We start from the raw sequence: 21,779 nt of genomic DNA on the forward strand, positions 1-21,779 counted from the left end.
CGCAGTGGCCGGGCGCAGGCTTTCCGTTTTTTTGGCATCCAAGGAAAAGAGAAGAACGCATGAGTGCAATCGTTGACATCGTCGGCCGCGAAGTGCTGGACAGCCGCGGCAACCCCACCGTCGAATGCGACGTGCTGCTCGAATCGGGCGTGATGGGCCGCGCCGCCGTGCCCTCGGGCGCCTCCACCGGCAGCCGTGAAGCCATCGAGCTGCGCGACGGCGACAAGAGCCGCTACCTGGGCAAGGGCGTGCTCAAGGCCGTCGAGCACATCAACACCGAAATCTCCGAAGCCGTGCTGGGCCTGGATGCCTCCGAGCAGGCCTTCCTGGACAGGACCCTGATCGACCTCGACGGCACCGACAACAAGGGCCGCCTGGGCGCCAATGCGATGCTGGCCGTGTCCATGGCCGTGGCGCGCGCCGCGGCCGAGGAGTCGGGCCTGCCGCTGTACCGCTACTTCGGCGGCATGGGCGGCATGCAACTGCCGGTGCCGATGATGAACGTCATCAACGGCGGCGCGCACGCCAACAACAGCCTGGATCTGCAGGAATTCATGATCATCCCGGTCGGCGCGCCCAGCTTCCGCGAGGCCGTGCGCTACGGCGCCGAGGTGTTCCATGCGCTGAAGAAGATCATCAACGAGCGCGGCATGAGCACGGCCGTGGGCGACGAGGGCGGCTTCGCGCCCAGCGTCGAGAACCACGAGGCAGCGATCCAACTGATTCTCGAAGCCATCGACAAGGCCGGCTTCACCGCGGGCGAGCAGATCGCCCTGGGCCTGGACTGCGCCGCCAGCGAGTTCTACAAGGACGGCCAGTACGTGCTCGAAGGCGAAGGCGGCCTGAAGCTGTCGGCCGCCCAATGGACCGACATGCTCGCCGCCTGGTGCGACAAGTACCCGATCATCAGCATCGAGGACGGCATGGCCGAGGGCGACTGGGACGGCTGGAAGCACCTGACCGAGCGCCTGGGCCGACGCGTGCAACTGGTGGGCGACGACCTGTTCGTCACCAACACCAAGATCTTCAAGGAAGGCATCGACAAGGGCATCGCCAACTCGATCCTGATCAAGATCAACCAGATTGGCACGCTGACCGAGACCTTCGCCGCCATCGAGATGGCCAAGCGCGCGGGCTACACCGCCGTCATCTCGCACCGCTCGGGCGAGACCGAAGACAGCACCATCGCCGACATCGCCGTGGGCACGAACGCCGGCCAGATCAAGACCGGCTCGCTCAGCCGCAGCGACCGTACCGCCAAGTACAACCAGCTGCTGCGCATCGAGGAAGACCTGGGCGACATCGCCCACTACCCCGGCCGCGCTGCCTTCTATAACCTGAAGTAGCACACCGCTCCAACCGAGGGCCAGCGTCTCATGGTGAATCGGGTCGTCCCCATCGTGCTGATCGCCGTGCTGGCGCTGCTGCACAGCCAGCTCTGGTTCGGCCGTGGCAGCGTGCCCGACGTCAAGCAGATGCAGCGCCGCATCGAGGCGCTCAAGGAGTCCAACGCGCAGGCGCAACGGGTCAATGAGCGGCTGACCTCCGAGGTCGAAGACCTGAAGGCAGGCCTGGACATGGTCGAGGAGAAGGCGCGCAGCGAACTGGGCATGGTCAAGCCCAACGAAATCCTGGTCCAAATCGCCAGATAGGGCACACCCCCAGGCTGCGCGCTTCGCGTCTTCGCCTCCCCCCTTGCAGGGGGCACATCCTGCGGCCCGGCAAAGCCGGTTCCGCGGATGTTTGCGCATTGCCTGCTGTGCTGGCGCAGCACCATCCCGATCTTGTATGGCCGAACTTTTCACCGCTGAAGCCTTCACCCTCTGGGGCGCGCCGACCGCGTGGGTCGAGGTGCTGGCGTTCGGGCTGGCGCTGTGGATGGTGCGCATGAACATCCGCGAGATCCACTGGGGCTGGCCGCTGGCCATCCTCAGTTCGGTGCTGTACTGCGGCGTTTTCTGGCGCAGCCGGCTGTATGCGGATGCCTCCCTGCAGATCTTTTTTGCCGTGATCGCCTTCTGGGGCTGGACGCAGTGGCTGCGCGGCCGGCGTGGCGATGGCGCGCCGCTGGCGATTGCCCGGCTGTCCTGGCGCGGGCGCGCGATCGCGGCAGCGCTCACGCTGCTGCTGTGGCCCGCCATCGGCGGCTTCCTGCACCATTTCACCGACAGCGACGTGCCCTGGTGGGACGCCTTTCCCACGGCGCTGAGCCTGGTGGGGCAGTTCCTGCTGGGACGCAAGTTCATCGAGAACTGGCTGGCCTGGCTGGTGGTGAACCTCGTGAGCGTGGGCCTGTTCGCCTACAAAGGCCTGTGGCTCACGGTGCTGCTCTACCTGCTGTTTGCCGTGCTCAGCCTGGTGGGCTGGCGCGCCTGGCAGCGCCGTGCGGCGGCGCCGCAGGCCGCATGAGCATTCCGGCGATCGCCCTGCTGGGCGCCGAGAGCACCGGCAAGACTTCACTGGCCATCGCGCTGGCCGCGCACCTGCGCGGGCTCGGCTGGCGCGTCGCGCTGGTGCCGGAGGTGCTGCGCGGCTGGTGCGAGCGCGAGGGCCGCACGCCGCGCCCCGACGAGCAGCGCGCCATCGCCGAGGAGCAGGCGCGGCAGGCCAACGACGCGCGCGATGCCGACGTGATCGTGGCCGACACCACGCCGCTGATGACCGCGGTCTACAGCGACCTGCTGTTCCAGGACTGCTCGCTCTACCCGTTCGCGCTGCAGCACCAACGCCGCTACGCCGCCACCCTGCTCATGGGCCTGGACCTGCCCTGGATGGCCGACGGGCTGCAGCGCGACGGCCCGCAGGTGCGCGAGCCGGTGGACGCGCGGGTGCGCGCGGCGCTGCAGGGCGCCGGCCTGCCCTTCCAGGTGATCCATGGGCAGGGACGGCAGCGGCTGGACCAAGCCCTGAATGCTATCAATTACATAGCATATAGCCCAGACAAAACCTGGGCTACAGCCACTTTTTCTTCAGAAAACGGCCCTTCGGGCGGCTGGAGCTGCGAAGCCTGCAGCGACCCGGACTGCGAGCACCGGTTGTTCACCCGGCTGCTGGCCGGGCGGGCGGGCGGGCAGCGTCCCTACTGAACCACGCTGCTGGCCGGCGGCAACTGCGTCGGGCCCTTGAAGATCTGCGCGGTGTCCACCGGGTCGAAGCGGTACTGCTGGCCGCAGAACTCGCAGCCGACCTCGATCTCGCCGCGCTCCTCGATGATGCTGTCGGCCTCCTCCGCCCCCAGGCTGCGGATCATGGCCGAGACGCGCTCGCGGCTGCAGGTGCAGGCAAAGCGCGGGCCGCTGCCGCCCTCCTGCGGCACGAAGCGCAGCAGCTTCTCTTCCCAGAACAGGCGGCGCAGGATGGTGTCCACGTCCAGCGTCAGCAGCTCTTCGCGCGTCAGGCTGGCCGCGAGATGGGCGATGCGGTTGTAGTCCTCGTTGCGGCCGATCTCGGCCTCGTTCTCGGCGCTCACCATGCTGCCTTCGAGGTTGCGCTCGCCCTGCAGCGGCATGCGCTGCACCAGCAGGCCGGCGGCCACCTGGTCGTCGGCCGCCAGCACCAGCGTGGTGTCGAGCTGTTCGCTCTGCAGCATGTAGTGCTCCAGCACCTTGCTGAGTTCCTCGAGTTTCTCGTGCCGGTCGCCGAACAGCGGCACCACGCCCTGGTAGGGCTGCTGGCCGGGGAACTTGTCCTTCGGGTCCAGCGTGATCGCGCAGCGGCCCTTGTTGTGCTGGTTGACCATCGCGCTCAGGCGCGCTTCGGCCGGCACCACGCCCATGACCGACGCGGTGGCGCGCAGGCTCAGGTCGGACTGCACCTCGGCCACCAGCAGCTTGACCGGGCCGTCGCCGAACACCTGCAGCACCAGGGCGCCGTTGAACTTGATGTTGGCCTGCATCAGCACGCCGGCCGCGGCCATCTCGCCCAGCAGTTCGGCCACGGGCGCGGGATAGGCACCGGTGGCGGTGTTGGCGGCCCGGCGGTGCAGGATCTCGGTCCAGGCATCGGTCAGGCGCACGATGGCGCCGCGCACGGGCAGCCCGTCGAAGATGAATTTGTGGAGTTCGGACAAGCGGGCTTCCTGCAGGGCAAAAACAAACGGGCGGCCGAAGCCGCCCCGTGCTCAAGGTTCCGATTGTAGAAAAGGCGCGATGCGGGCCATGCCGCCCCTTGGCAAGACCCTGCGCGGCTCCTGGCGCTGGCCGCGCGCTTGCTCAGGCCACGCGATGCAGGCCGCTGCGGAAGCGGCGCGCATTGTCGACGTAGTGCCGCGCGCTCTGCCGCAGGCCTTCGATCTGCTCAGGGCTCAACTGCTTCACGGCGCGCGCCGGGCTGCCCAGGATCATGGAGCCGTCGGGGAATTCCTTGCCCTCGGTCACCAGCGCGCCGGCGCCGACCAGGCAGTGGCGGCCGATGCGGGCCTTGTTGAGCACCACGGCGCCGATGCCGATCAGGGTCTCGTCGCCGATGGTGCAGCCGTGCAGCATGACCTGGTGGCCCACCGTGACGTTGTCGCCGATGGTGAGCGGCACGCCATGGTCCGCATGCAGCACGCTCAGGTCCTGGATGTTGCTGCCGCGCCCGACGCTGATCCGGTCGGTGTCCCCGCGCAGCACGGCGCCGAACCAGACGCTCGCGTCCTCGCCCAGCTCGACGTCGCCCAGCACCTGGGCACTGTCGGCCACCCAGGCCGACGCGGCGATGCGGGGCGTGACGCCGTCCAACTCGTAGATTGCCATCGCTTGTGTCTCCTTGCAAAACAGCATTGTAGAAAGACCGGAAAACTAGAATCTGGGTCTTTCGCCCTGTACCGCCTGCCACTCCATGCCCACACTCCGCCACCGCGCCCTGTCCGTCCTGCAGCAGCCCGACCCGGACCGCAAGGCTGAACTGGCGCGCGCGATCGCGTCCGGGCTGCCGAGCGGCTCGGCACTCGCGCTGGAGGAGCCCGCGGGCCTGCCCGGCCGGCCGCAGCGGCCCGCGCTGGCCGGCCATACCCAGGTCAAGCAGCGCTCCATCGCCACGCCGCAAGGGCGCGCCATCCTGCTGCATGCGCTGGCGCATATCGAGCTGAACGCGATCGACCTAGCGGCCGATGCGGTGTGGCGCTTCGCCGGCATGCCCGATGCGTTCTACGAGGACTGGGCCCAGGTGGCGCGCGAGGAGGCGCTGCACTTTCAGCTGCTGCGCGACCACCTGCAGGGCCTGGGCTACCGCTATGGCGACTTCCCGGCCCACAACGCGCTGTGGGAGATGGCCGAGCGCACCCGCCACGACGTGCTGGCCCGCGTTGCGCTGGTGCCGCGCACCATGGAGGCACGCGGCCTGGACGCCTCGCCCGCCGTGCGGCAAAAGCTGGTGTCGGTCGGCGACGAGGCCGGCGCGGCCATCATCGACATCATCCTGCGCGACGAGATCGGGCACGTGGCCGTCGGCAACCGCTGGTACGGCTGGCTGTGCGCGCAGCGCGGCCTGGAGCCGGTGGCCACCTACGCCGAACTGAGCCGTACCTACCAAGCCCCACGCCTGCGCGGCCCCTTCAACCTGCCGGCGCGCAAGGCCGCGGGTTTCAGCGAAACCGAACTGCAGGCGCTGGCCGCGGGGCAACCGGCGGGCCTCTGTTCATAGAATGGTCCGATAACGCGCCCCCATGCGCGACGATCCCTATGGAGAACGACATGCCGCATTCCCGAGCGGCCGCGAGCGCGGGCCCTTGCGCTGCGCCCTCGGTCCTCATCGCCCGCCAGGCCATCGTCAACCCGCAGCAGGCCGTGGTGGGCTATGAGCTGTTCGATCGCTCCCAGAGCGCAGGCTCCCACACCGCCGCCAGCGACGTCTCGCTGATCTTCCATGCGTTGTCGCATGCCGGCCCGGAGAATCTGATCGGCCGCCTGCAGATCTTCCTCAACTGCACGTACCACAGCCTGGCCGGGGGGCACCTGGACCTGATAAGGCCGGACAAGGTGGTGCTGGAGCTGCCGCCGCTCGAGCATGCGGATGCCGAAGACATCGCCAACCGCGCCCCCATGCTGGCCAGCCTGCGCGAGCGCGGCTTCCAGCTGTCCTTCACGCCCTCGGTGCTGTACGCGGCGTACCGCCCCTGGCTGCCGCTGGCCGACTACATCAAGTTCGACATGGCGCAGATGGCAGCAGCGGACCTGTCCGAGCACGTGCTGCGCGCCCAGGCCCATTCGACGGCCGAGCTGGTGGCCGAGAAGGTCGAGACCGCCGCCCAGTTCGAGGCCGCGCGCGCGCTGGGCTTCGGAATGTTCCAGGGCTACTGGTTCGACCGGCCCTCCGTGGTCGAGACACGGATGGTTTCGCCCTCGCAGCTCGCCGCGATCGAGCTGCTGAACCTGGTGCGGCGACAGGCCAGCACCGACGAGATCGAAACCGTGCTGAAGAAGGACACCGGCTTGGCCTTCAACCTGATGCGGCTCGTCAACTCCTCGGGCTTCGGGCTGGCGCGCAAGGTCCACTCCTTCCGCCAGGCGGTGATGCTTCTGGGCCTGAACAAGCTGTTCCGCTGGGCGGCCCTGCTGCTGCAGGCCTCCAGGAACGGCACGCCACCCTCCGTCGGCGGCATGGCCGTGGTGCGTGGGCGGCTGATGGAACTGCTCGCCGGCGAGCGGCTGCCGCCGCAAGAGCGCGACGACGCCTTCGTCACCGGCATCTTCTCGCTGCTGGACGTGATGCTCGGCATGTCCATGGAAGACGCGCTGCGGCTGCTCGACCTGCCGCAGCCCGTGGTCGACGCCCTGCTCCACCACGGTGGCCTGCTTGGCACCTACCTGCAACTCGCCGAGGCCTGCGAGAGCGGCGACGAGCAGGCCTTCACCCAGGCCGCGGACGCGCTCGGCCTCAATAGCCAGGAGATCAACTGGGCCCACGTGCAGGCGCTGGCCTGGTGCGACGAACTGATCCGCCCGTAGGGCTTGCTCCGTAGAATCGGCATGGTTAGAAAAGTCCCTCCCACACTGCCCGGCACGCCTCCATGACCTCCGAGATATCGTCCAGCATCGAAGCAGCCCCGAGGCCCGACCAGGGCGAGGGCGGCCCCACCCTGTCCGGCATGATCGCCCGGCAGGCCATCGTCGACCACCGGCGCGCGGTGTTCGGCTACGAACTGTTCGACCGCTCCACGCAGGTCCAGGGACACACTGCGGCCTCGGACGCCGCGCTGCTGTTCAACGCGCTGGCCGGCGCCGACGCGGAGATGCTGGTGGGCCGCAAGACGGTATTCATCAACTGCACCCACGAGAGCCTGGCCGGCGCGCACCTGGAGCTGATCCACCCCGAGAAGGTGGTGCTGGAGATCCCGACGCTGCCGGGCGACCCGCCGGAGCAGATCGCCGCGGGCGGCCAGGTGCTGCAGGAACTGCACGAGCGCGGCTTCCGGCTCGCCTTCAACCAGTCCGTGCTGAAGAAGGCCTATCTCTCCTGGCTGCCGCTGGCGGCCTTCATCAAGCTGGAGATGAGCGCCTTCAGGCCGGAGATGGCCGAGCCGCTGGTGCAACTGGTGCGCAAGCACACCAGCGCGCAGATCATCGCCGAGAAGGTCGAGACCGACGAGCAGCACCGTCTGATGGCCGGCCTGGACGTGCCGCTGTTCCAGGGCTACTGGTTCGCCAAGCCCACGCTGGTGCAGAGCAAGACCGTGCGCCCGGCGCAGGCCACCATCGTGCAGCTCATCGACCTGGTGCGCAGGCAGTCCGAGATCGCCGAGATCGAGGACGTGCTCAAACGCGACCCCACGCTTTCCTTCAACCTGCTGCGCTTCATCAACTCCTCCGGCTTCGGGCTGAACGTGGAGATCACCTCGTTCCGGCACGCCGTGATGATCCTCGGCATGAAGAAGCTGTTCCGCTGGGCCGCGCTGCTGCTGACCACCTCCAGCGGCGGCTCGCCGCCGGCGCTGGGCAGCACCGCCGTCGTGCGCGGCCGCCTCATGGAGCTGCTGGCCGCCGAACTCATGCCGGCCGAAGAATGCGACAACGCCTTCGTGGTCGGCGTGTTCTCCCTGCTCGACAGCATGCTCGGCATGCCGATGGACCGGGCGCTGGAATCCATCGCGCTGCCGCAGCCCGTGCAGGACGCCCTGCTGCGCCGTACCGGCGTGTACGCCCCCCTGCTCACGCTGACCGAAGCCTGCGAGAGCGGCGACGAGAGGGTCTTCGCCGACACGGCCAATGCGCTGGCCCTGTCCAACCACCAGATCAACTGGGCCCACCTGAATGCGCTGATCTGGGCCGAGAAAACGGAAGCACCGGGCTGAAGCGCCGCCCTGGGTGTTTCAGCATCAAAAAGAGCGATAGCCCAGGTAGGACCTGGGCTATCAGCTATACATTCAATAGCAAAATGCCGGCTCAGCGCAAGCGGGCCATGCCGCGAGAACCCCGCTACTCGGCCTTGATGCCCGCGGCGGAAATGATGCGCGCGTTGGCGGCGGACTCCGCCGCGATCTGCTTGGCGAAATCGGCCGCGCTGCCGCCGGCCGGCACGTTGTCGGCGGCCACCAGCCTGGCGCGTACGTCCGGCTGCGCCAGGGCGGCATTCACCTCTGCATTCAGGCGCTCCAGCAGCGCGGCCGGCGTGCGCGCCGGCGCGAAGATGCCGAACACCGAGGACTGGTTGGCCGCGGCGAAACCCAGCTCCGCCAGGGTCGGCACCTGCGGCAGATTGTCGAGCCGCGCCGGCGCACCCACCGCCAGCGGCCGCAGCTTGCCGGACTTGATCTGCGCGTCCAGCGCCGGGCCTGCGTTGGTCGACAGAATTTCGAACTGGCCGCCGAGCGCATCGCTCATCTGCTGGCCGCCGCCCTTGTAGGGCACGTGGGTGATGGAGACCTTGGCGCTGGCCATGATCTGCTCGAGCATGATGTGGCCCACCGAGGCCTGTCCCGACGTCGCCCAGCGCACCGCCCCGGGCCTGGCCTGCGCCTGGGCCAGCAGGGTGCGGAAATCCGGCGCGCTGCTGGCCGAGGTGGCCAGCAGCAGCACCGGCGAAACCATCACCCGCGCCACCGGCGCAATGTCGCGGAACGGATCGAACGGCGAGCGGCCCAGCAGCGGGTTGAGCGCCAGCGGGCTGATCGACGAGAAGCCCAGGGTGTAGCCATCCGGCGCTGCCTTGGCCACCGCATCCATGCCGATGCTGCCGCTCGCGCCGGCTTTGTTGTCGACCACCACCGTGGTCCCCAGTTGCGCGGCCAGCCGCTCGGCCAGCGCGCGCGCCACGCCGTCGCTGACGCCGCCCGCCGGGTAGGCCACCACCAGGCGGATCGGCTTGCCCGCGGGCCAGGCCGGCGCCGGGGACTGGGCATGGCCCCACAGCGGAGCCAGGGACAGCAGCGAAAGGGAGGCCACGAGGGCGCGGCGGCGGTTGGTTTGGTGCATGGAAAGTTTCCTCTTCGGATCAGTTTTCTAGGTTGCAAAGCACAAAATGCCGCGGAGCAGGCCCAGCGCAGACATCCGCGGAACCGGCTTTGCCAGGCCGCAGGAGGTGCCCCCTCGAGGGGGAAGGCGAAGACACGCAGTGCGAAGCCTGGGGGTGTACTGCATCTACCCCCGCGGGTGATGCCGCGCATGCAGCGTCTTGAGCCGCTCGCGCGCCACGTGGGTGTAGATGGTCGTGGTGGAGATGTCGGCATGGCCCAGCAGCAGTTGCACGGCGCGCAGGTCGGCGCCGTGGTTGAGCAGATGGGTGGCGAAGGCGTGGCGCAGCGTGTGCGGCGAGAGCTTGCCGCGGATGCCCGCGGCCAGCGCATGCTTGTGCACGATCAGCCAGAAAGCCATGCGCGTCATGCCGGCGCCGCGGCCGGTGATGAACAGGTCCTCGCTCTGCCGCCCCGCCAGGATCGCCGGCCGGCTCTCGGCCATGTAGCGCGCCAGCCAGTCGCGCGCCACCAGGCCGAAGGGCACCAGGCGCTCCTTCGCGCCCTTGCCGGTGACGCGCACGATGCCGTCCTGCATCGACAGCTCGAACACGCGCAGCGCCACCAGCTCGCTCACGCGCAGCCCGCTGGCGTAGAGCAGCTCCAGCATGGCACGGTCGCGCAGGCCCAGCGGGGTGCCGGTGTCGGGCGCGGCCAGCAGGGCCTCGACCTGGGCTTCGGTGAGGGTGCTGGGGTTGCGCATCGGCGCGCGCGCGGCCAGCAGGCGCAGCGTCGGGTCGGTGCTGATGGCGCCTTCACGCAAGGCCCAGTGGAAATAGCGGCGGAACACCGTCAGGCGGCGGTTGGCGGTGGTGATCCTGGTGACCGGGTGCTGGACGGCGAAGTAGGCCTGCAGATGCTGCTCGCCCGAGTCGTCGAGCGCCAGGCCCTGCTCCTGCAGCCAGGCGGCATAGAGCGTGAGGTCGCGCCGGTAGGCGGCCAGCGTGTTGCGCGAGAGCCCGTCCTCCAGCCACAGCGCGTCGATGAAGGCGTCGATGCGGTGCTGGCTGGGCGTGGCGGCGGTCATGCGCCGACGATAGCAAAAAGGCCGCCGGCAGATGCTCGGCGGCCTGGATGGCGAAGCCCCGCGCGCGGCGGGCGCGGCTCACTCGAGCGTGAGCTTCTGCTGCGTCACGACCTTCTTGTAGACCTCGTACTCGTCCTTGATTTCCTGGGCGAACTGCGCGGGCGTGTTGCCGACGACGATGGAGTCGGTGTCCTCGATGCGCTTGCGCACGGCCGGGTCTTCCAGCACCTTGCGCACCGCGGCATTGAGCTTGTCGACGATGTCCTGCGGCATGCCCTTGGGGCCGAGGATGCCGTAGTAGGCCATGCGGTTGACCGGCTCCAGGCCCACTTCCTTGAAGGTCGGCACGTTGGGCAGCACGGCCAGGCGCTGCGGCGCCGACACCACGATGGGCACCAGTTTGCCGGCCTTGACGAAGGGCAGCGTGGAGGGCAGGTTGTCGAACATGATCGGCACCTGGCCGGCCACCGTGTCGTTGAGCGCCGGGCCCGCGCCGCGGTACGGGATGTGGGTGACGAAGGTGTGGGTGAGGCTCTTGTACAGCTCCATCAGCAGGTGGCCGATGCCGCCCGCGCCGGAGGACGCGTAGGAATACTTGCCCGGCGATTTCTGGAGTTCGGCGACGAAGTCCTTGTAGTTCTTGGCCGGGAAGCTCGGGTTGACCGCGATGATGTTGGGCGTCGCGGCGATGTTGATGATGGGCGTGAAGTCGGTGACCGGGTTGTACGGCACCCTCGGGTTGATCGCCGGGTTGGCCGCCGTGCTCGACACGGTGGCCAGGCCCAGCGCGTAGCCGTCCGGCGCCGACTTGGCGGTGTCGTTGGCCCCCACGATGCCGCCGCCGCCGGCCTTGTTCTCGACGATGACGGGCTGGCCCAGCACCTTGCCCAGCGGGTCGGCGATGACGCGGGCAATGATGTCGGTGGTGCCGCCGGGCGCAAACGGTACGACCAGCCGGATCGGCTTGCTCGGGTAGCCCTGCGCAAAGGCCGTGCTCGTGACAGCGGCCATGGCAAGCACCACCAGGTTTCGACGTTGCATGGACAAACTCCTCTTGGATTGGAAACAAGCGGCCAATGCTAATGGCCGGGACTGGCGTATCCGCCCCGCGCGGCCCCCCAATTCGCCAGGGTAAACCCGCACTCCTGCGCGCACGCACCGGCCCGTCCGGGCGCCGCCGCACCGGCTGCTATCCTGCCCGCCGTGAACTACGCGCTGCTGCTTTTCCCCGACTTCTCGCTGATCCTGCTGGGCTACCTGATCTGCCGCTTCACCCCGCTCAACCGCGACGTCTGGGGGCCGGTGGAGGCGCTGGTCTACTACTTCCTCTTTCCGGTCCTGCTGTTCCACTCCATCGTGCGCAGCCCGCTGGACCTGCGCGCGGCCTCGGACCTGATCACGGCCGGCCTGCTGCTGGGCCTGGTGGCGGTGCTGCTGGCCTATGCCCTGCCCCATCTGCCCTGGCTGGGCCGGCGCCTGGACCGGCGCGACGCGGCGGCCAGCGCGCAGGTGGCGTTCCGCTTCAATTCCTTCATCGCGCTGGCGCTGGCCGAGCGGCTCGGCGGGCCGCAGGGGCTGCAGATGATCGCGGTGCTGATCGGCCTGTGCGTGCCGCTGTTCAACGTCGCCGCGGTCTGGCCGATGGCCCGGCACGGCGGCCACCGCGTGCTCGGCGCCATCGTGCGCAACCCGCTGATCATCGCCACCACGCTGGGCCTGGCCTGCAACCTGCTCGGCCTGCGCATTCCGGACTGGATGGCGCCCACTTTCGTGCGCATCGGCAATGCCTCGCTGGCGCTGGGCCTGATGTCGGCCGGTGCCGGCATGCAGTTCGCGGCCATGGCCGGCGGCGCCCTGCTGGGCGCCTCGGTGCTGGCGATCCGGCATATGGTGCTGCCGCTGGTGGCCATCGTGCTGGTGCGGCTGCTGCGCCTGGACGGCCCGCAGGCGGTCGTGCTCATGAGCTTCTCGGCGCTGCCGACCGCCTCGACCTGCTATGTGCTGGCCCAGCGCATGGGCTACAACGGTCCCTATGTGGCGGGGCTGGTGACGCTGTCCACCCTGCTCGGAGTGGTGAGCCTGCCGTTCGCGTTCTGGCTCGCGTCACGCTATTGATTTAATAGCAATAAGCCCAGGTATTACCTGGGCTTCAGGCACTTTTCCTCAAGAAAACTCCAGCGCCCAGGCCACATGCTCGCGCACCAGCGCGTCGGGGTGCTGCGCATGGCGCTGCAGCGCGGCGCGCTCGGCCTGGCCGCCCGCGCCCGAGCGCAGCGCATTGCCCAGGGCCACGGCCACGTTGCGCAGCCAGCGCGCGTGGCCGATGCGGCGGATCGGGCCGCCCTCGGTGCGGCGCAGAAAGTCCTGCTCGCTCCAGTCCATCAGCGCGGCCAGCGGCTGGCCGAACAGGTCCGGGCGCGCATCGAAGTCGGCCAGCGTGCTGGGCCGCGCGTACTTGTTCCAGGGGCAGGCGAGCTGGCAGTCGTCGCAGCCGTAGATGCGGTTGCCGATCAGCGGCCGCAGCTCCAGCGGGATCGGCCCGGCGTGCTCGATGGTCAGGTAGGAGATGCAGCGCCGCGCATCGAGCCGATGCGGCGCGACGATGGCCTGCGTCGGGCAGACGTCGATGCAGGCGCGGCACTGCCCGCAGTGCGCGCTGACCGGCGCGCTCGGCGGCAGCGCCAGGTCGAGGTAGATCTCGCCCAGGAAGAACATCGAGCCGCCCTCGCGGTGGAGCACCAGCGTGTGCTTGCCGCGCCAGCCCTGGCCGCTGCGCGCGGCGAGTTCGGCCTCCAGCACCGGCGCCGAATCGGTGAACGCGCGGTGGCCGATGGGGCCGACTTCCTGCGCGATGCGCTCGGCCAGCTTCTGCAGGCGGCCGCGCAGCACCTTGTGGTAGTCGCGCCCCCGGGCATAGACCGAGACGATGCCCTCGGTGGGGCGCTGCAGCCGCGCGAATTCGATGCCCTGCCAGCCCTCCGGCGTGGCCCTGGGCAGGTAGTCCATGCGCGCCGTCAGCACGCTGACCGTGCCCGGCACCAGCTCGGCCGGCCGGGCGCGGCGCAGGCCATGGGCCTGCATGTAGTGCATGCTGCCGTGGAACCCCTGCTCCAGCCAGGACACCAACCCCGCTTCGGCGGAGGACAAATCCACCCCCGCCACGCCGATTTGGGAGAATCCCAGCTCGCGCGCCCATTCCTGAATCCGAGAGAAGAGTTGTTGACTGCCGCCGACCATCACCCCGGGATTGTAGAAACCAGCCCTGCCGGCACGCCGCCGGCCGCGCGCGTGCTGCGCTGGCCGAGCGAGGACGACACCGCGGCGTGCGCCCGGCGCCTGGCCGCGCTGCCGGCATTGCGCAACGCCTTCATCGCGCTGCACGGCGACCTGGGCGCGGGCAAGACCACCTTCGTGCGGCACCTGCTGCGCGCGCTCGGCGTGCAGGGCCGCATCAAGAGCCCGACCTACGCGGTGGTGGAGCCCCATGACGCGGCCGATGGGCTGGCGGTCTACCACTTCGACTTCTACCGCTTCGACGACCCGCGCGAATGGGACGACGCGGGCTTTCGCGAGCTGTTCGCCGGCCCCGGCCTGAAGCTGGCCGAGTGGCCCGAGAAGGCCGCCGGCATGCTGCCGCCGGCCGATCTGGACCTGCGCATCGAGTCCGACGCCGATGGCCTGCGCACGGTGCAACTGCATGCCGCCAGCGCCGCCGGCGGCACGCTGCTGGAGGCTGCCGCGGCATGACACGTCACCAGAAACCGTCCTCGTCTCCCACGCGCCGCCGCGTGCTCCAGTCCGGCAGCCTGTTGCTGCTGCTGGGCGTGGCGGAGATCGCCCGCGGCGCCACCATCGTCGCCGTGCGGGTCTGGCCCGCGCCCGAGTACACGCGCGTCACCATCGAGTCCGACGGCGCGCTGGCAGCCAGGCAGTTGTTCGTCCCGAGCCCGCCGCGGCTGGCGGTGGACATCGAAGGCATCGAACTCAACCCGGCGCTGCGCGAGCTGGTGGCCAAGGTCAAGAGCGACGACCCGTTCATCGCCGGCGTGCGCGTGGGCCAGAACGCGCCGAACGTGGTGCGCCTGGTGCTGGACCTGAAGCAGCCCGCCCGTCCCCAGGTGTTCACGCTGCCGCCGGTGGCCGCCTACCAGCACCGCCTGGTGTTCGACCTGTACCCGCAGCAGGAGATCGACCCCCTGGAAGAACTGATCGCCCAGCGGCTGCAGGATACGCAGCGCCAGGCCGGCACGGCAGCGGCGCCGGCCCCCGACCCGCTGGGCGAACTGATCGCGCGGCAGATGGAGCACCCCCGGCCCGTCCCCGGCCTGCCGCCGGCCACGCCCGTGCCGCCGGTGATCGCGCGGGCCACGCCGACCGCGCCGGTGGCGCCCGGCAGCCCGCCGCCCAGCAGCACCCGCACCGACCGCCTGATCATCGTCGCCATCGACCCGGGCCATGGCGGCGAAGACCCGGGCGCCACCGGCGTCAGCGGCACGCGCGAGAAGGACGTGGTGCTGCGCATCGCCCACCTGCTGCGCGACCGCGTCAACGCCACCACGCTCAACGGCAACCCGATGCGCGCCTTTCTCACCCGCGACGCCGACTTCTTCGTGCCGCTCAACGTGCGCGTGGAAAAGGCCCGCCGCGTGCAGGCCGACCTGTTCATCAGCATCCATGCCGACGCCTTCACCACGCCTGCGGCGCGCGGCGCCAGCGTGTTCGCGCTGAGCCAGCGCGGCGCCTCCAGCTCGGCCGCGCGCTGGCTGGCCAACAAGGAGAACGCGGCCGACCTGATCGGCGGCGTCAACGTGGCCGGCGTGCGCGACGCCCACGTACAACGCGCCATGCTGGACATGAGCACCACGGCGCAGATCAACGACAGCCTGAAGCTCGGCTCCTCCATGCTGGGCCAGCTCGGCAAGTTCGCGCGGCTGCACAAGGGAGAGGTGGAGCAGGCCGGCTTCGCCGTGCTCAAGGCGCCCGACATCCCCAGCGTGCTGGTGGAAACCGCCTTCATCAGCAACCCCGAGGAAGAAGCCCGGCTGCGCGACCCGGCCTACCAGCAGCAGCTGGCCGATGCCCTGATGCGCGGCATTGCCGGCTATTTCTCGCGCAACCCGCCGCTTGCGCGCAGCCGCACGCTGTGATCGCCCAGTCCAGACGCCGCGAGACGACAGGCGCCGGTGCCTTTCTCCTACAGGCATCGGCAGAACTGGTTGCTAGAGTGCACCCTCATGATCCATATGAGGTGACCACCATGAAGACAACATTGCTTCTTTCCGCAGCCGCCGCTGCGCTCATCGGCCTCTCCGGCTGCGCCAACAACCGGGAACTGGGCACCGGCACCGGCGCCGTCCTGGGCGGGGTCGCCGGCAATGCCCTGTTTGGCGGCACGGCCGCCACCGTGGGCGGCGCCGCCGCCGGCGCGCTGATCGGCAACGAGGTCGGCCGCCGGCAGGACAACCGCTGACCGCGCGCCCCTGCGCACATTGAAAAGGGCCTTTCACGAGGCCCTTTTTGTTGTCAGGCCGCGCTGCGTTGGCTGCCGCCGGCGCGCCAGGCGCCGAAGATCGCGATCAAGCCAGGGATCAGGATCATGCCCCAGATGATCTTCTCCAGGTTCTCGCGCACCCAGGGCAGGTTGCCGAAGAAATAGCCGGCCACGCTGATCCCCACCACCCACAGCACGGCGCCGCCGATGTTGTAGGCCGTGAAGCGGCCCCGGTGCATGGCCGCCACGCCGGCCACGAAGGGCGCGAAGGTGCGGATGAAGGGCATGAAGCGCGCCAGCACCACCGTGATGCCGCCGTAGCGCTCGTAGAAGGCGTGCGCCTGGTCGAAGGCGCGGCGGTTGAAGAAACGCGAGCTTTCCCACTGGAACACGCGCGGCCCAATGGCGCGGCCGATGGCGTAGTTGCACTGGTCGCCCAGGATGGCCGCGGCCAGCAGCACCGGCACCGCGATGCCCAGTTGCAGCAGGCCGGCGCCGGCCAGCGCGCCGACGATGAACAGCAGCGAATCCCCCGGCAGGAAGGGCATCACCACCACGCCGGTCTCCACGAACACGATCAGGAACAGCAGCGCATATACCCAGGCACCGTAGTGCACGACGAAGGCTTCGAGGTAGCGGTCGATGTGCAGGATGAAGTCGATGGCGAGGGCGATCAGGTCCATGGGTCTCCTTGGGGCGTGCCAGCGGGCGATTATCCGGGCTGGAGCGACCCCCTAAAATCATTCGGTGAACGCCCTCCTCTCCCCGCCTCCCCGCCGCCCGATTCTTGAACTGCCCGACGAGCTGATCAGCCAGATCGCCGCGGGCGAGGTGGTGGAGCGCCCCGCCTCGGTGGTGCGCGAGCTGGTGGACAACGCGCTGGACGCCGGCGCCACGCAGGTCACCGTACGCCTGCTGGCCGGCGGCGTGCGCCTGATCGCGGTGGAGGACGACGGCTGCGGAATTCCGCAGCCCGAGCTTTCCGTGGCGCTCAAGCGCCACGCCACCAGCAAGATCGCCAGCCTGCACGATCTCGAATCGGTCGGCACCATGGGCTTTCGCGGCGAGGCGCTGGCGGCGATCGCCTCGGTGTCGGAGCTGTCGCTGCTGTCGCGCCCGGCCGGGCAGGCCAGCGCCTTCCTGCTCGACGGCCGCAGCGGCGAGCTGCGCCCGGCCGCGCGCGGCACCGGCACCTCGATCGAGGTGCGCGAGCTGTTCTTCTCCACCCCGGCGCGGCGCAAGTTCCTCAAGACCGACGCGACCGAGCTGGCGCACTGCATCGAGGCCGTGCGCCGCCATGCGCTGGCCCGGCCCGACGTGGGCTTTGCCATCTGGCACGAAGGCCGGCTGGTCGAGCAATGGCGCCGCTGCACCGGCACGCCGCGAGAGGCGCAGGATCGGCGCCTGGCCGACGTGCTGGGCGAAGATTTCCTGCAGCAGTCGGTGGCCGTGCAGTATGCCAGCGGCGGCGTCACGGTGCACGGCCGCGCCGGCATTCCGGACGCGGCGCGGGCGCGGGCCGACCAGCAGTTCTGCTACGTCAACGGCCGCTACGTGCGCGACAAGGTGCTGACCCATGCCGCGCGCAGCGCCTACGAGGACGTGCTGCACGGCCAGCGCCAGCCGGTCTACGCGCTGTACGTCGCCCTGGACCCGGCCCGCGTCGACGTCAACGTGCACCCGACCAAGATCGAGGTGCGCTTCCGCGACAGCCGCGAGGTGCACCAGGCCGTGCGCCACGGCGTGGAAAACGCCCTGGCGGCCCCGCGCGCCGGCACCGAGGCCGTGGCCGCGCTGCGGCCCGCCGCCGCGCCGGCGGCCGCGCCACCGGGGTCCGCGCCTGCCTCCAGCCCATTTTTCAAGCCAAACAGGCCTGAAGCCCAGGATTTTCCTAGGCAATCAGCTATCAATTTCAGAGTATCCACACCCCAGGTCGGCGTGCGTGTGTCCGACCTGCAGGCGCTGTGGCAGCCGGCGCAAAGCATGCCGCCGGCCGCGCCCGCCGACGCCCCCCAGGACTGGCCGCTGGGCCGCGCGCTGGCGCAGTTGCAGGGCGTCTACATCCTGGCCGAGAACGCCCAGGGCCTGGTCATCGTCGACATGCACGCGGCGCACGAGCGCATCGTCTACGAGCGGCTCAAGCAGCAGATCGACGCCGACGCCATCGCCAGCCAGCCGCTGCTGATCCCGGCCACCTTCGCCGCCACGCCGCACGAGGTGGCCACGGCCGAGGCCTGCGCCGAGGTGCTGCGCACCCTGGGCCTGGAGATCACGCCCTTCTCGCAGCGCACCCTGGCCGTGCGCGCCGTGCCCACGTCGCTGGCGCACGGCGACCCGGTGGAACTGGCGCGCAGCGTGCTGGCCGAACTGGCCCAGCACGACGCCAGCACCGTGGTGCAGCGCGCGCGCAACGAACTGCTGGGCACCATGGCCTGCCACGGCGCGGTGCGCGCCAACCGCCGCCTGAGCCTGGAGGAGATGAACGCCCTGCTGCGCCAGATGGAAGCCACCGAGCGCTCCGACCAGTGCAACCACGGCCGCCCGACCTGGCGCCAGTTGACCTTGCGCGAGCTGGACGCGCTGTTCCTGCGCGGGCGTTAGCCAGCCCACAATGGGGCATTCAACGCCCCACGCCAGGGCAAAAACGCACCTTATTCATGCATGAACGACATGAGCGCATGCCGTCATGCACATAACTGGTGCAACAAGCGGCACAATTCCGGATTTTTTGATTGTTTCAACCCCTCCGGAGCGCCATGAGCCAAGCCAGCACCGTCCACGAATTCCTCGCCCAGGTCGAGCAACGCAACCCCGGGCAGCCCGAATATGTGCAGGCCGTCACCGAAGTGATGGAGAGCCTCTGGCCCTTCGTGGAGCAGCATCCCCAGTACCGTGACAACGCCCTGCTCGAGCGCCTGGTCGAGCCCGAACGCATCATCAGCTTCCGTGTCTGCTGGACCGACGACGCCGGCCGGGTCCGGGTCAACCGCGGCTACCGCATCCAGCACAGCCTGGCCATCGGCCCTTACAAGGGTGGCCTGCGCTTCCACCCCTCGGTGAACCTGTCGATCCTGAAGTTCCTCGGCTTCGAGCAGACGCTCAAGAACGCGCTGACCACCCTGCCCATGGGCGGCGGCAAGGGTGGCGCGGACTTCGACCCGCATGGCAAGAGCGAAGGCGAAGTCATGCGCTTCTGCCAGGCCTTCGCGCAGGAGCTGTTCCGCCACATCGGCTCGGAGACCGACGTGCCGGCCGGCGACCTGGGCGTGGGCGGCCGCGAGGTCGGCTACATCGCGGGCATGGTCAAGAAGCTGACCAACCGCGCCGACTGCGTCTTCACCGGCAAGGGCCTTTCCTTCGGCGGATCGCTGATGCGGCCGGAGGCCACCGGCTACGGCACGGTCTATTTCGCGCAGGAAATGCTGGCCACGCGCGGCCAGTCGTTCGAGGGCTGCCGCGTCGCCGTGTCGGGCTGCGGCAACGTCGCCCAGTACGCGGTCGAAAAAGCGCTGCGCCTGGGCGCGACGGTGGTCACCGTGTCCGACTCCGACGGCACGCTGGTCGATGAGAAAGGCTTCACGATCGAGACGCTGGAGCGCCTGATGGACTGGAAGAACGCCAGGCGCGCGCGCCTGAAGGACTTCCCGGCCGGCCCGACGGCGCAGTTCCACGCCGGCAAGCGCCCCTGGCACGTGCCGGTGGACATCGCCCTGCCCTGCGCCACCCAGAACGAACTCGGCATCGACGACGCGCGCGCCCTGGTCGCCAATGGCGTGGCCTGTGTCGCCGAAGGCGCCAACATGCCCTGCACCATCGAGGCGGCGCGGTACTTCGAGGCACAGGGCGTGCTCTATGCGCCAGGCAAGGCCAGCAACGCCGGCGGCGTCGCCACCTCGGGGCTGGAGATGAGCCAGAACTCGCTGCGCCTGTCCTGGAGCAGCGAAGAGGTGGACGAGCGCCTGCTCTCCATCATGAAGGGCATCCACGCCGCCTGCCGGCGCTACGGCGGCCGCCCGGACGGCAGCATCAGCTACATCGACGGCGCCAACATCGCCGGCTTCGTGAAAGTGGCCGACGCCATGCGCGCGCAAGGTGTGACCTGAGGTAACGCCCTGCTCAAAGAAGCCAGGCCCAGGGTTTGCTTGTAGGTAACAGCCGGTCAAAGGACGTTATCCGGGAAACTTTGCACACTCCCCACGGGTCGATTGCTTCCATGAAATTCCGCTCTCTGCTGGCGCCGGTTTCGGTTGCCGCGGCTGTCCTGGCCGGTTGCTCGACGCTCGACTACAAGCAGCGCGAATGGATCTTCCAGCCCAGCGACCGCGCCTGGGGCAATGCCCAGCCCGCGCCGGACATGCAGGACGTCTGGATCGACTTTCACTCCCGGTCCGAAGACACGCCGGCACGGCTGCACGCGCTGTGGCTGCCGGCGGCCACGCGCCCCAACCTGCCCATGGGCAGCGCCGCCGAAACGCCGGGCGGCGGCCCGCCGGTGCTGCTGTACCTGCACGGCGCGCGCTGGAACGTCAACGGCTCGGCGCCGCGCATGCGCCGCATGCAGGAAATGGGCTTCTCGGTGCTGGCCATCGACTACCGCGGCTTCGGCAAGAGCAGCGCCGGCCTGCCCTCCGAGACCACCGCCGCCGAAGACGCCCAGGCGGCCTGGGACTGGCTGGCCCAGCGCTTTCCCGGCCGTGCGCGCTACGTGTTCGGCCACTCGCTCGGCGGCGCCATCGCCATCGACCTGGCCACCCGCGTCCCGGACGCCAGCGGCGTGATCGTGGAAGGCACCTTCACCAACATCGCCGACGTGGTGAGCAACTTCAAATGGGGCTGGCTGCCGGTGTCGGTGTTCATCACCCAGCGCTTCGAATCGATCCAGAAGGTCAGGCACCTGCGCGCCCCGCTGCTGGTGGTGCACGGCTCCGAAGACAGCCTGATCCCGGCCGCGCTGGGCCGCCGGCTCTACAACGCCGCCACCGGCCCCAAGCAGTTCGTGCTGGTCGAAGGCGGCTCGCACCACAGCACCAATTCGGTCGGCGAAGCGCAGTACCGCATGGCGCTGCACCAGTTGTTCGGGCTGGATACGCTGCCGCAGCGCCCGGCACCCGGGCTGGAGCCACCGGCCCCGGCCACCGTCGCCGCGCGCGGCTAGAGGGTAGCGGCGGGCTCTGCTACCCTCCCCGCATGTCCCCCTCCTCCCCGGCGAGTACGGCCCACCGCGCCGTCCGCCCACTGCCGGCGATCTGCCTTGCCGGACCCACCGCCGCAGGCAAGACGGCCGCGGCCCTGGCCATCGCCCGGCACCTGGCGCCGCGCTGCGCGGTGGAAATCATCAGCGTCGATTCCGCCCTGGTGTACCGCGGCATGGACATCGGCACAGCCAAGCCCAGCGCGGCCGAGCTTGCCGCCGTGCCGCACCACCTGATCGACATCCGCGACCCGCTGCAGGCCTACAGCGCGGCCGAGTTCGTGGCCGATGCCACGCGCCTGGTGGAGGCGATCCGCGCGCGCGGCGCGCTGCCGCTGCTGGCGGGCGGCACCATGCTGTACTTCAAGGCCCTGTTCGACGGCCTGGACGCGCTGCCGCCGGCCGACGCCGCGGTGCGCGCCGCGATCGAGGCCGAGGCCGCCGCGCGCGGCTGGCCCGCGCCTGTCTCTTATACACATCTCCGAGCCCACGAGACCGTACAGGAAATCTCGGATGCCGTCTTCTGCTTGAAAAAGGGGGGGGGGGGGGGGGGGGGGGGGGGGGGGGGGGGGGGGGGGGGGGGGGGGGGGGGGGGGGGGGGGGGGGGGGGGGGGGGGGGGGGGGGGGGGGGGGGGGGGGG

At 69.7% G+C, this 21,779-nt stretch carries 21 protein-coding genes and 1 pseudogene; 15 read left to right on the plus strand and 7 right to left on the minus strand.

From position 1 onward, the window contains the following. Window positions 1–59 precede the first annotated feature (59 nt). The 4 genes from eno (at window position 60) to JHD63_RS04210 (ending at window position 3,086) form a co-directional block, all read left to right on the plus strand. Window positions 60–1,346, plus strand: a complete 1,287-nt coding sequence (gene eno / locus JHD63_RS04195) for a phosphopyruvate hydratase (RefSeq protein ID WP_198969469.1) — start codon at window positions 60–62, stop codon at window positions 1,344–1,346. Between the two features lie 30 nt (window positions 1,347–1,376). Next, a complete protein-coding gene (locus tag JHD63_RS04200; protein ID WP_198969471.1) occupies window positions 1,377–1,652 on the plus strand; it encodes an FtsB family cell division protein in 276 nt (91 codons plus the stop codon). Between the two features lie 136 nt (window positions 1,653–1,788). Further along, window positions 1,789–2,409, plus strand: a complete 621-nt coding sequence (gene pnuC / locus JHD63_RS04205) for a nicotinamide riboside transporter PnuC (protein WP_198969473.1) — start codon at window positions 1,789–1,791, stop codon at window positions 2,407–2,409. Continuing rightward, window positions 2,406–3,086, plus strand: a complete 681-nt coding sequence (locus JHD63_RS04210; RefSeq protein ID WP_198969475.1) for an AAA family ATPase — start codon at window positions 2,406–2,408, stop codon at window positions 3,084–3,086. Before pnuC ends, JHD63_RS04210 begins: the two co-directional genes overlap by 4 nt. On the opposite strand, the gene hslO is transcribed toward JHD63_RS04210, so the two are convergent. Then, entirely contained in the window at window positions 3,080–4,069 is a 990-nt protein-coding gene (gene hslO / locus JHD63_RS04215) for an Hsp33 family molecular chaperone HslO (protein ID WP_198969477.1), read from the minus strand. The genes JHD63_RS04210 and hslO overlap by 7 nt on opposite strands. A 142-nt stretch (window positions 4,070–4,211) precedes the next feature. Continuing rightward, on the minus strand, window positions 4,212–4,736 hold the full coding sequence (locus tag JHD63_RS04220; protein WP_198969479.1) for a gamma carbonic anhydrase family protein: 525 nt from the start codon (window positions 4,734–4,736) through the stop codon (window positions 4,212–4,214). An 85-nt stretch (window positions 4,737–4,821) separates the two neighbouring features. Between JHD63_RS04220 and JHD63_RS04225 the strand changes: the two genes are divergently transcribed. The 3 genes from JHD63_RS04225 to JHD63_RS04235 all read left to right on the plus strand — a co-directional run bounded on the left by JHD63_RS04225 (window position 4,822) and on the right by JHD63_RS04235 (window position 8,272). Next, entirely contained in the window at window positions 4,822–5,625 is an 804-nt protein-coding gene (locus JHD63_RS04225; protein WP_198969481.1) for a ferritin-like domain-containing protein, read from the plus strand. Between the two features lie 50 nt (window positions 5,626–5,675). Continuing rightward, on the plus strand, window positions 5,676–6,929 hold the full coding sequence (locus tag JHD63_RS04230; protein ID WP_198969483.1) for an EAL and HDOD domain-containing protein: 1,254 nt from the start codon (window positions 5,676–5,678) through the stop codon (window positions 6,927–6,929). 62 nt (window positions 6,930–6,991) lie between these two features. Continuing rightward, a complete protein-coding gene (locus JHD63_RS04235) occupies window positions 6,992–8,272 on the plus strand; it encodes an EAL and HDOD domain-containing protein (protein ID WP_198969485.1) in 1,281 nt (426 codons plus the stop codon). A gap of 124 nt (window positions 8,273–8,396) precedes the next feature. Here the strand turns inward: JHD63_RS04235 and JHD63_RS04240 are convergent, their stop codons facing one another. The 3 genes from JHD63_RS04240 to JHD63_RS04250 form a co-directional block, all read right to left on the minus strand. After that, a complete protein-coding gene (locus tag JHD63_RS04240) occupies window positions 8,397–9,392 on the minus strand; it encodes a Bug family tripartite tricarboxylate transporter substrate binding protein (protein ID WP_198969486.1) in 996 nt (331 codons plus the stop codon). A 165-nt stretch (window positions 9,393–9,557) separates the two neighbouring features. Further along, window positions 9,558–10,457, minus strand: coding sequence for a site-specific tyrosine recombinase XerD (gene xerD, locus JHD63_RS04245; RefSeq protein WP_198969488.1), 900 nt, complete (start codon window positions 10,455–10,457; stop codon window positions 9,558–9,560). A gap of 78 nt (window positions 10,458–10,535) precedes the next feature. Next, complete coding sequence (locus JHD63_RS04250) at window positions 10,536–11,498, minus strand: tripartite tricarboxylate transporter substrate binding protein BugE (protein ID WP_198969490.1); 963 nt, start codon at window positions 11,496–11,498, stop codon at window positions 10,536–10,538. A gap of 162 nt (window positions 11,499–11,660) precedes the next feature. On the opposite strand from JHD63_RS04250, the gene JHD63_RS04255 reads away from it, so the two are divergent. Next, window positions 11,661–12,572 (plus strand): AEC family transporter, encoded by a 912-nt coding sequence (locus JHD63_RS04255; protein WP_198969492.1) that lies wholly within the window; start codon window positions 11,661–11,663, stop codon window positions 12,570–12,572. 48 nt (window positions 12,573–12,620) lie between these two features. Here JHD63_RS04255 and queG read toward each other — a convergent pair whose 3' ends face one another. Continuing rightward, window positions 12,621–13,694, minus strand: a complete 1,074-nt coding sequence (queG, locus tag JHD63_RS04260; RefSeq protein WP_198969493.1) for a tRNA epoxyqueuosine(34) reductase QueG — start codon at window positions 13,692–13,694, stop codon at window positions 12,621–12,623. On the opposite strand from queG, the gene tsaE reads away from it, so the two are divergent. The 3 genes from tsaE (at window position 13,677) to JHD63_RS04275 (ending at window position 15,927) form a co-directional block, all read left to right on the plus strand. Then, window positions 13,677–14,204, plus strand: coding sequence for a tRNA (adenosine(37)-N6)-threonylcarbamoyltransferase complex ATPase subunit type 1 TsaE (gene tsaE / locus JHD63_RS04265; RefSeq protein ID WP_198969506.1), 528 nt, complete (start codon window positions 13,677–13,679; stop codon window positions 14,202–14,204). The genes queG and tsaE overlap by 18 nt on opposite strands. After that, complete coding sequence (locus JHD63_RS04270) at window positions 14,201–15,604, plus strand: N-acetylmuramoyl-L-alanine amidase (RefSeq protein WP_198969496.1); 1,404 nt, start codon at window positions 14,201–14,203, stop codon at window positions 15,602–15,604. Before tsaE ends, JHD63_RS04270 begins: the two co-directional genes overlap by 4 nt. 110 nt (window positions 15,605–15,714) lie before the next feature. After that, a complete protein-coding gene (locus JHD63_RS04275; protein WP_198969497.1) occupies window positions 15,715–15,927 on the plus strand; it encodes a glycine zipper 2TM domain-containing protein in 213 nt (70 codons plus the stop codon). Between the two features lie 53 nt (window positions 15,928–15,980). Here the strand turns inward: JHD63_RS04275 and JHD63_RS04280 are convergent, their stop codons facing one another. After that, a complete protein-coding gene (locus JHD63_RS04280) occupies window positions 15,981–16,631 on the minus strand; it encodes a DedA family protein (RefSeq protein WP_198969499.1) in 651 nt (216 codons plus the stop codon). A 64-nt stretch (window positions 16,632–16,695) separates the two neighbouring features. Here JHD63_RS04280 and mutL point away from each other — a divergent pair, with 64 nt between their 5' ends. The 4 genes and pseudogenes from mutL to JHD63_RS04300 all read left to right on the plus strand — a co-directional run. Continuing rightward, entirely contained in the window at window positions 16,696–18,549 is a 1,854-nt protein-coding gene (gene mutL / locus JHD63_RS04285; RefSeq protein ID WP_198969500.1) for a DNA mismatch repair endonuclease MutL, read from the plus strand. A 155-nt stretch (window positions 18,550–18,704) separates the two neighbouring features. Continuing rightward, window positions 18,705–20,051 carry an NADP-specific glutamate dehydrogenase gene (gdhA, locus tag JHD63_RS04290; RefSeq protein ID WP_198969501.1) on the plus strand — a complete coding sequence of 449 codons (1,347 nt, stop codon included), beginning with the start codon at window positions 18,705–18,707 and terminating at the stop codon, window positions 20,049–20,051. Between the two features lie 110 nt (window positions 20,052–20,161). Next, a complete protein-coding gene (locus tag JHD63_RS04295) occupies window positions 20,162–21,103 on the plus strand; it encodes an alpha/beta hydrolase (protein WP_198969502.1) in 942 nt (313 codons plus the stop codon). 32 nt (window positions 21,104–21,135) lie between these two features. Next, a pseudogene (locus tag JHD63_RS04300) lies at window positions 21,136–21,779 on the plus strand (hypothetical protein); the annotation flags it as partial.

Source organism: Xylophilus sp. ASV27 (genome assembly GCF_016428875.1).
Classification (GTDB): domain Bacteria; phylum Pseudomonadota; class Gammaproteobacteria; order Burkholderiales; family Burkholderiaceae_C; genus Xylophilus.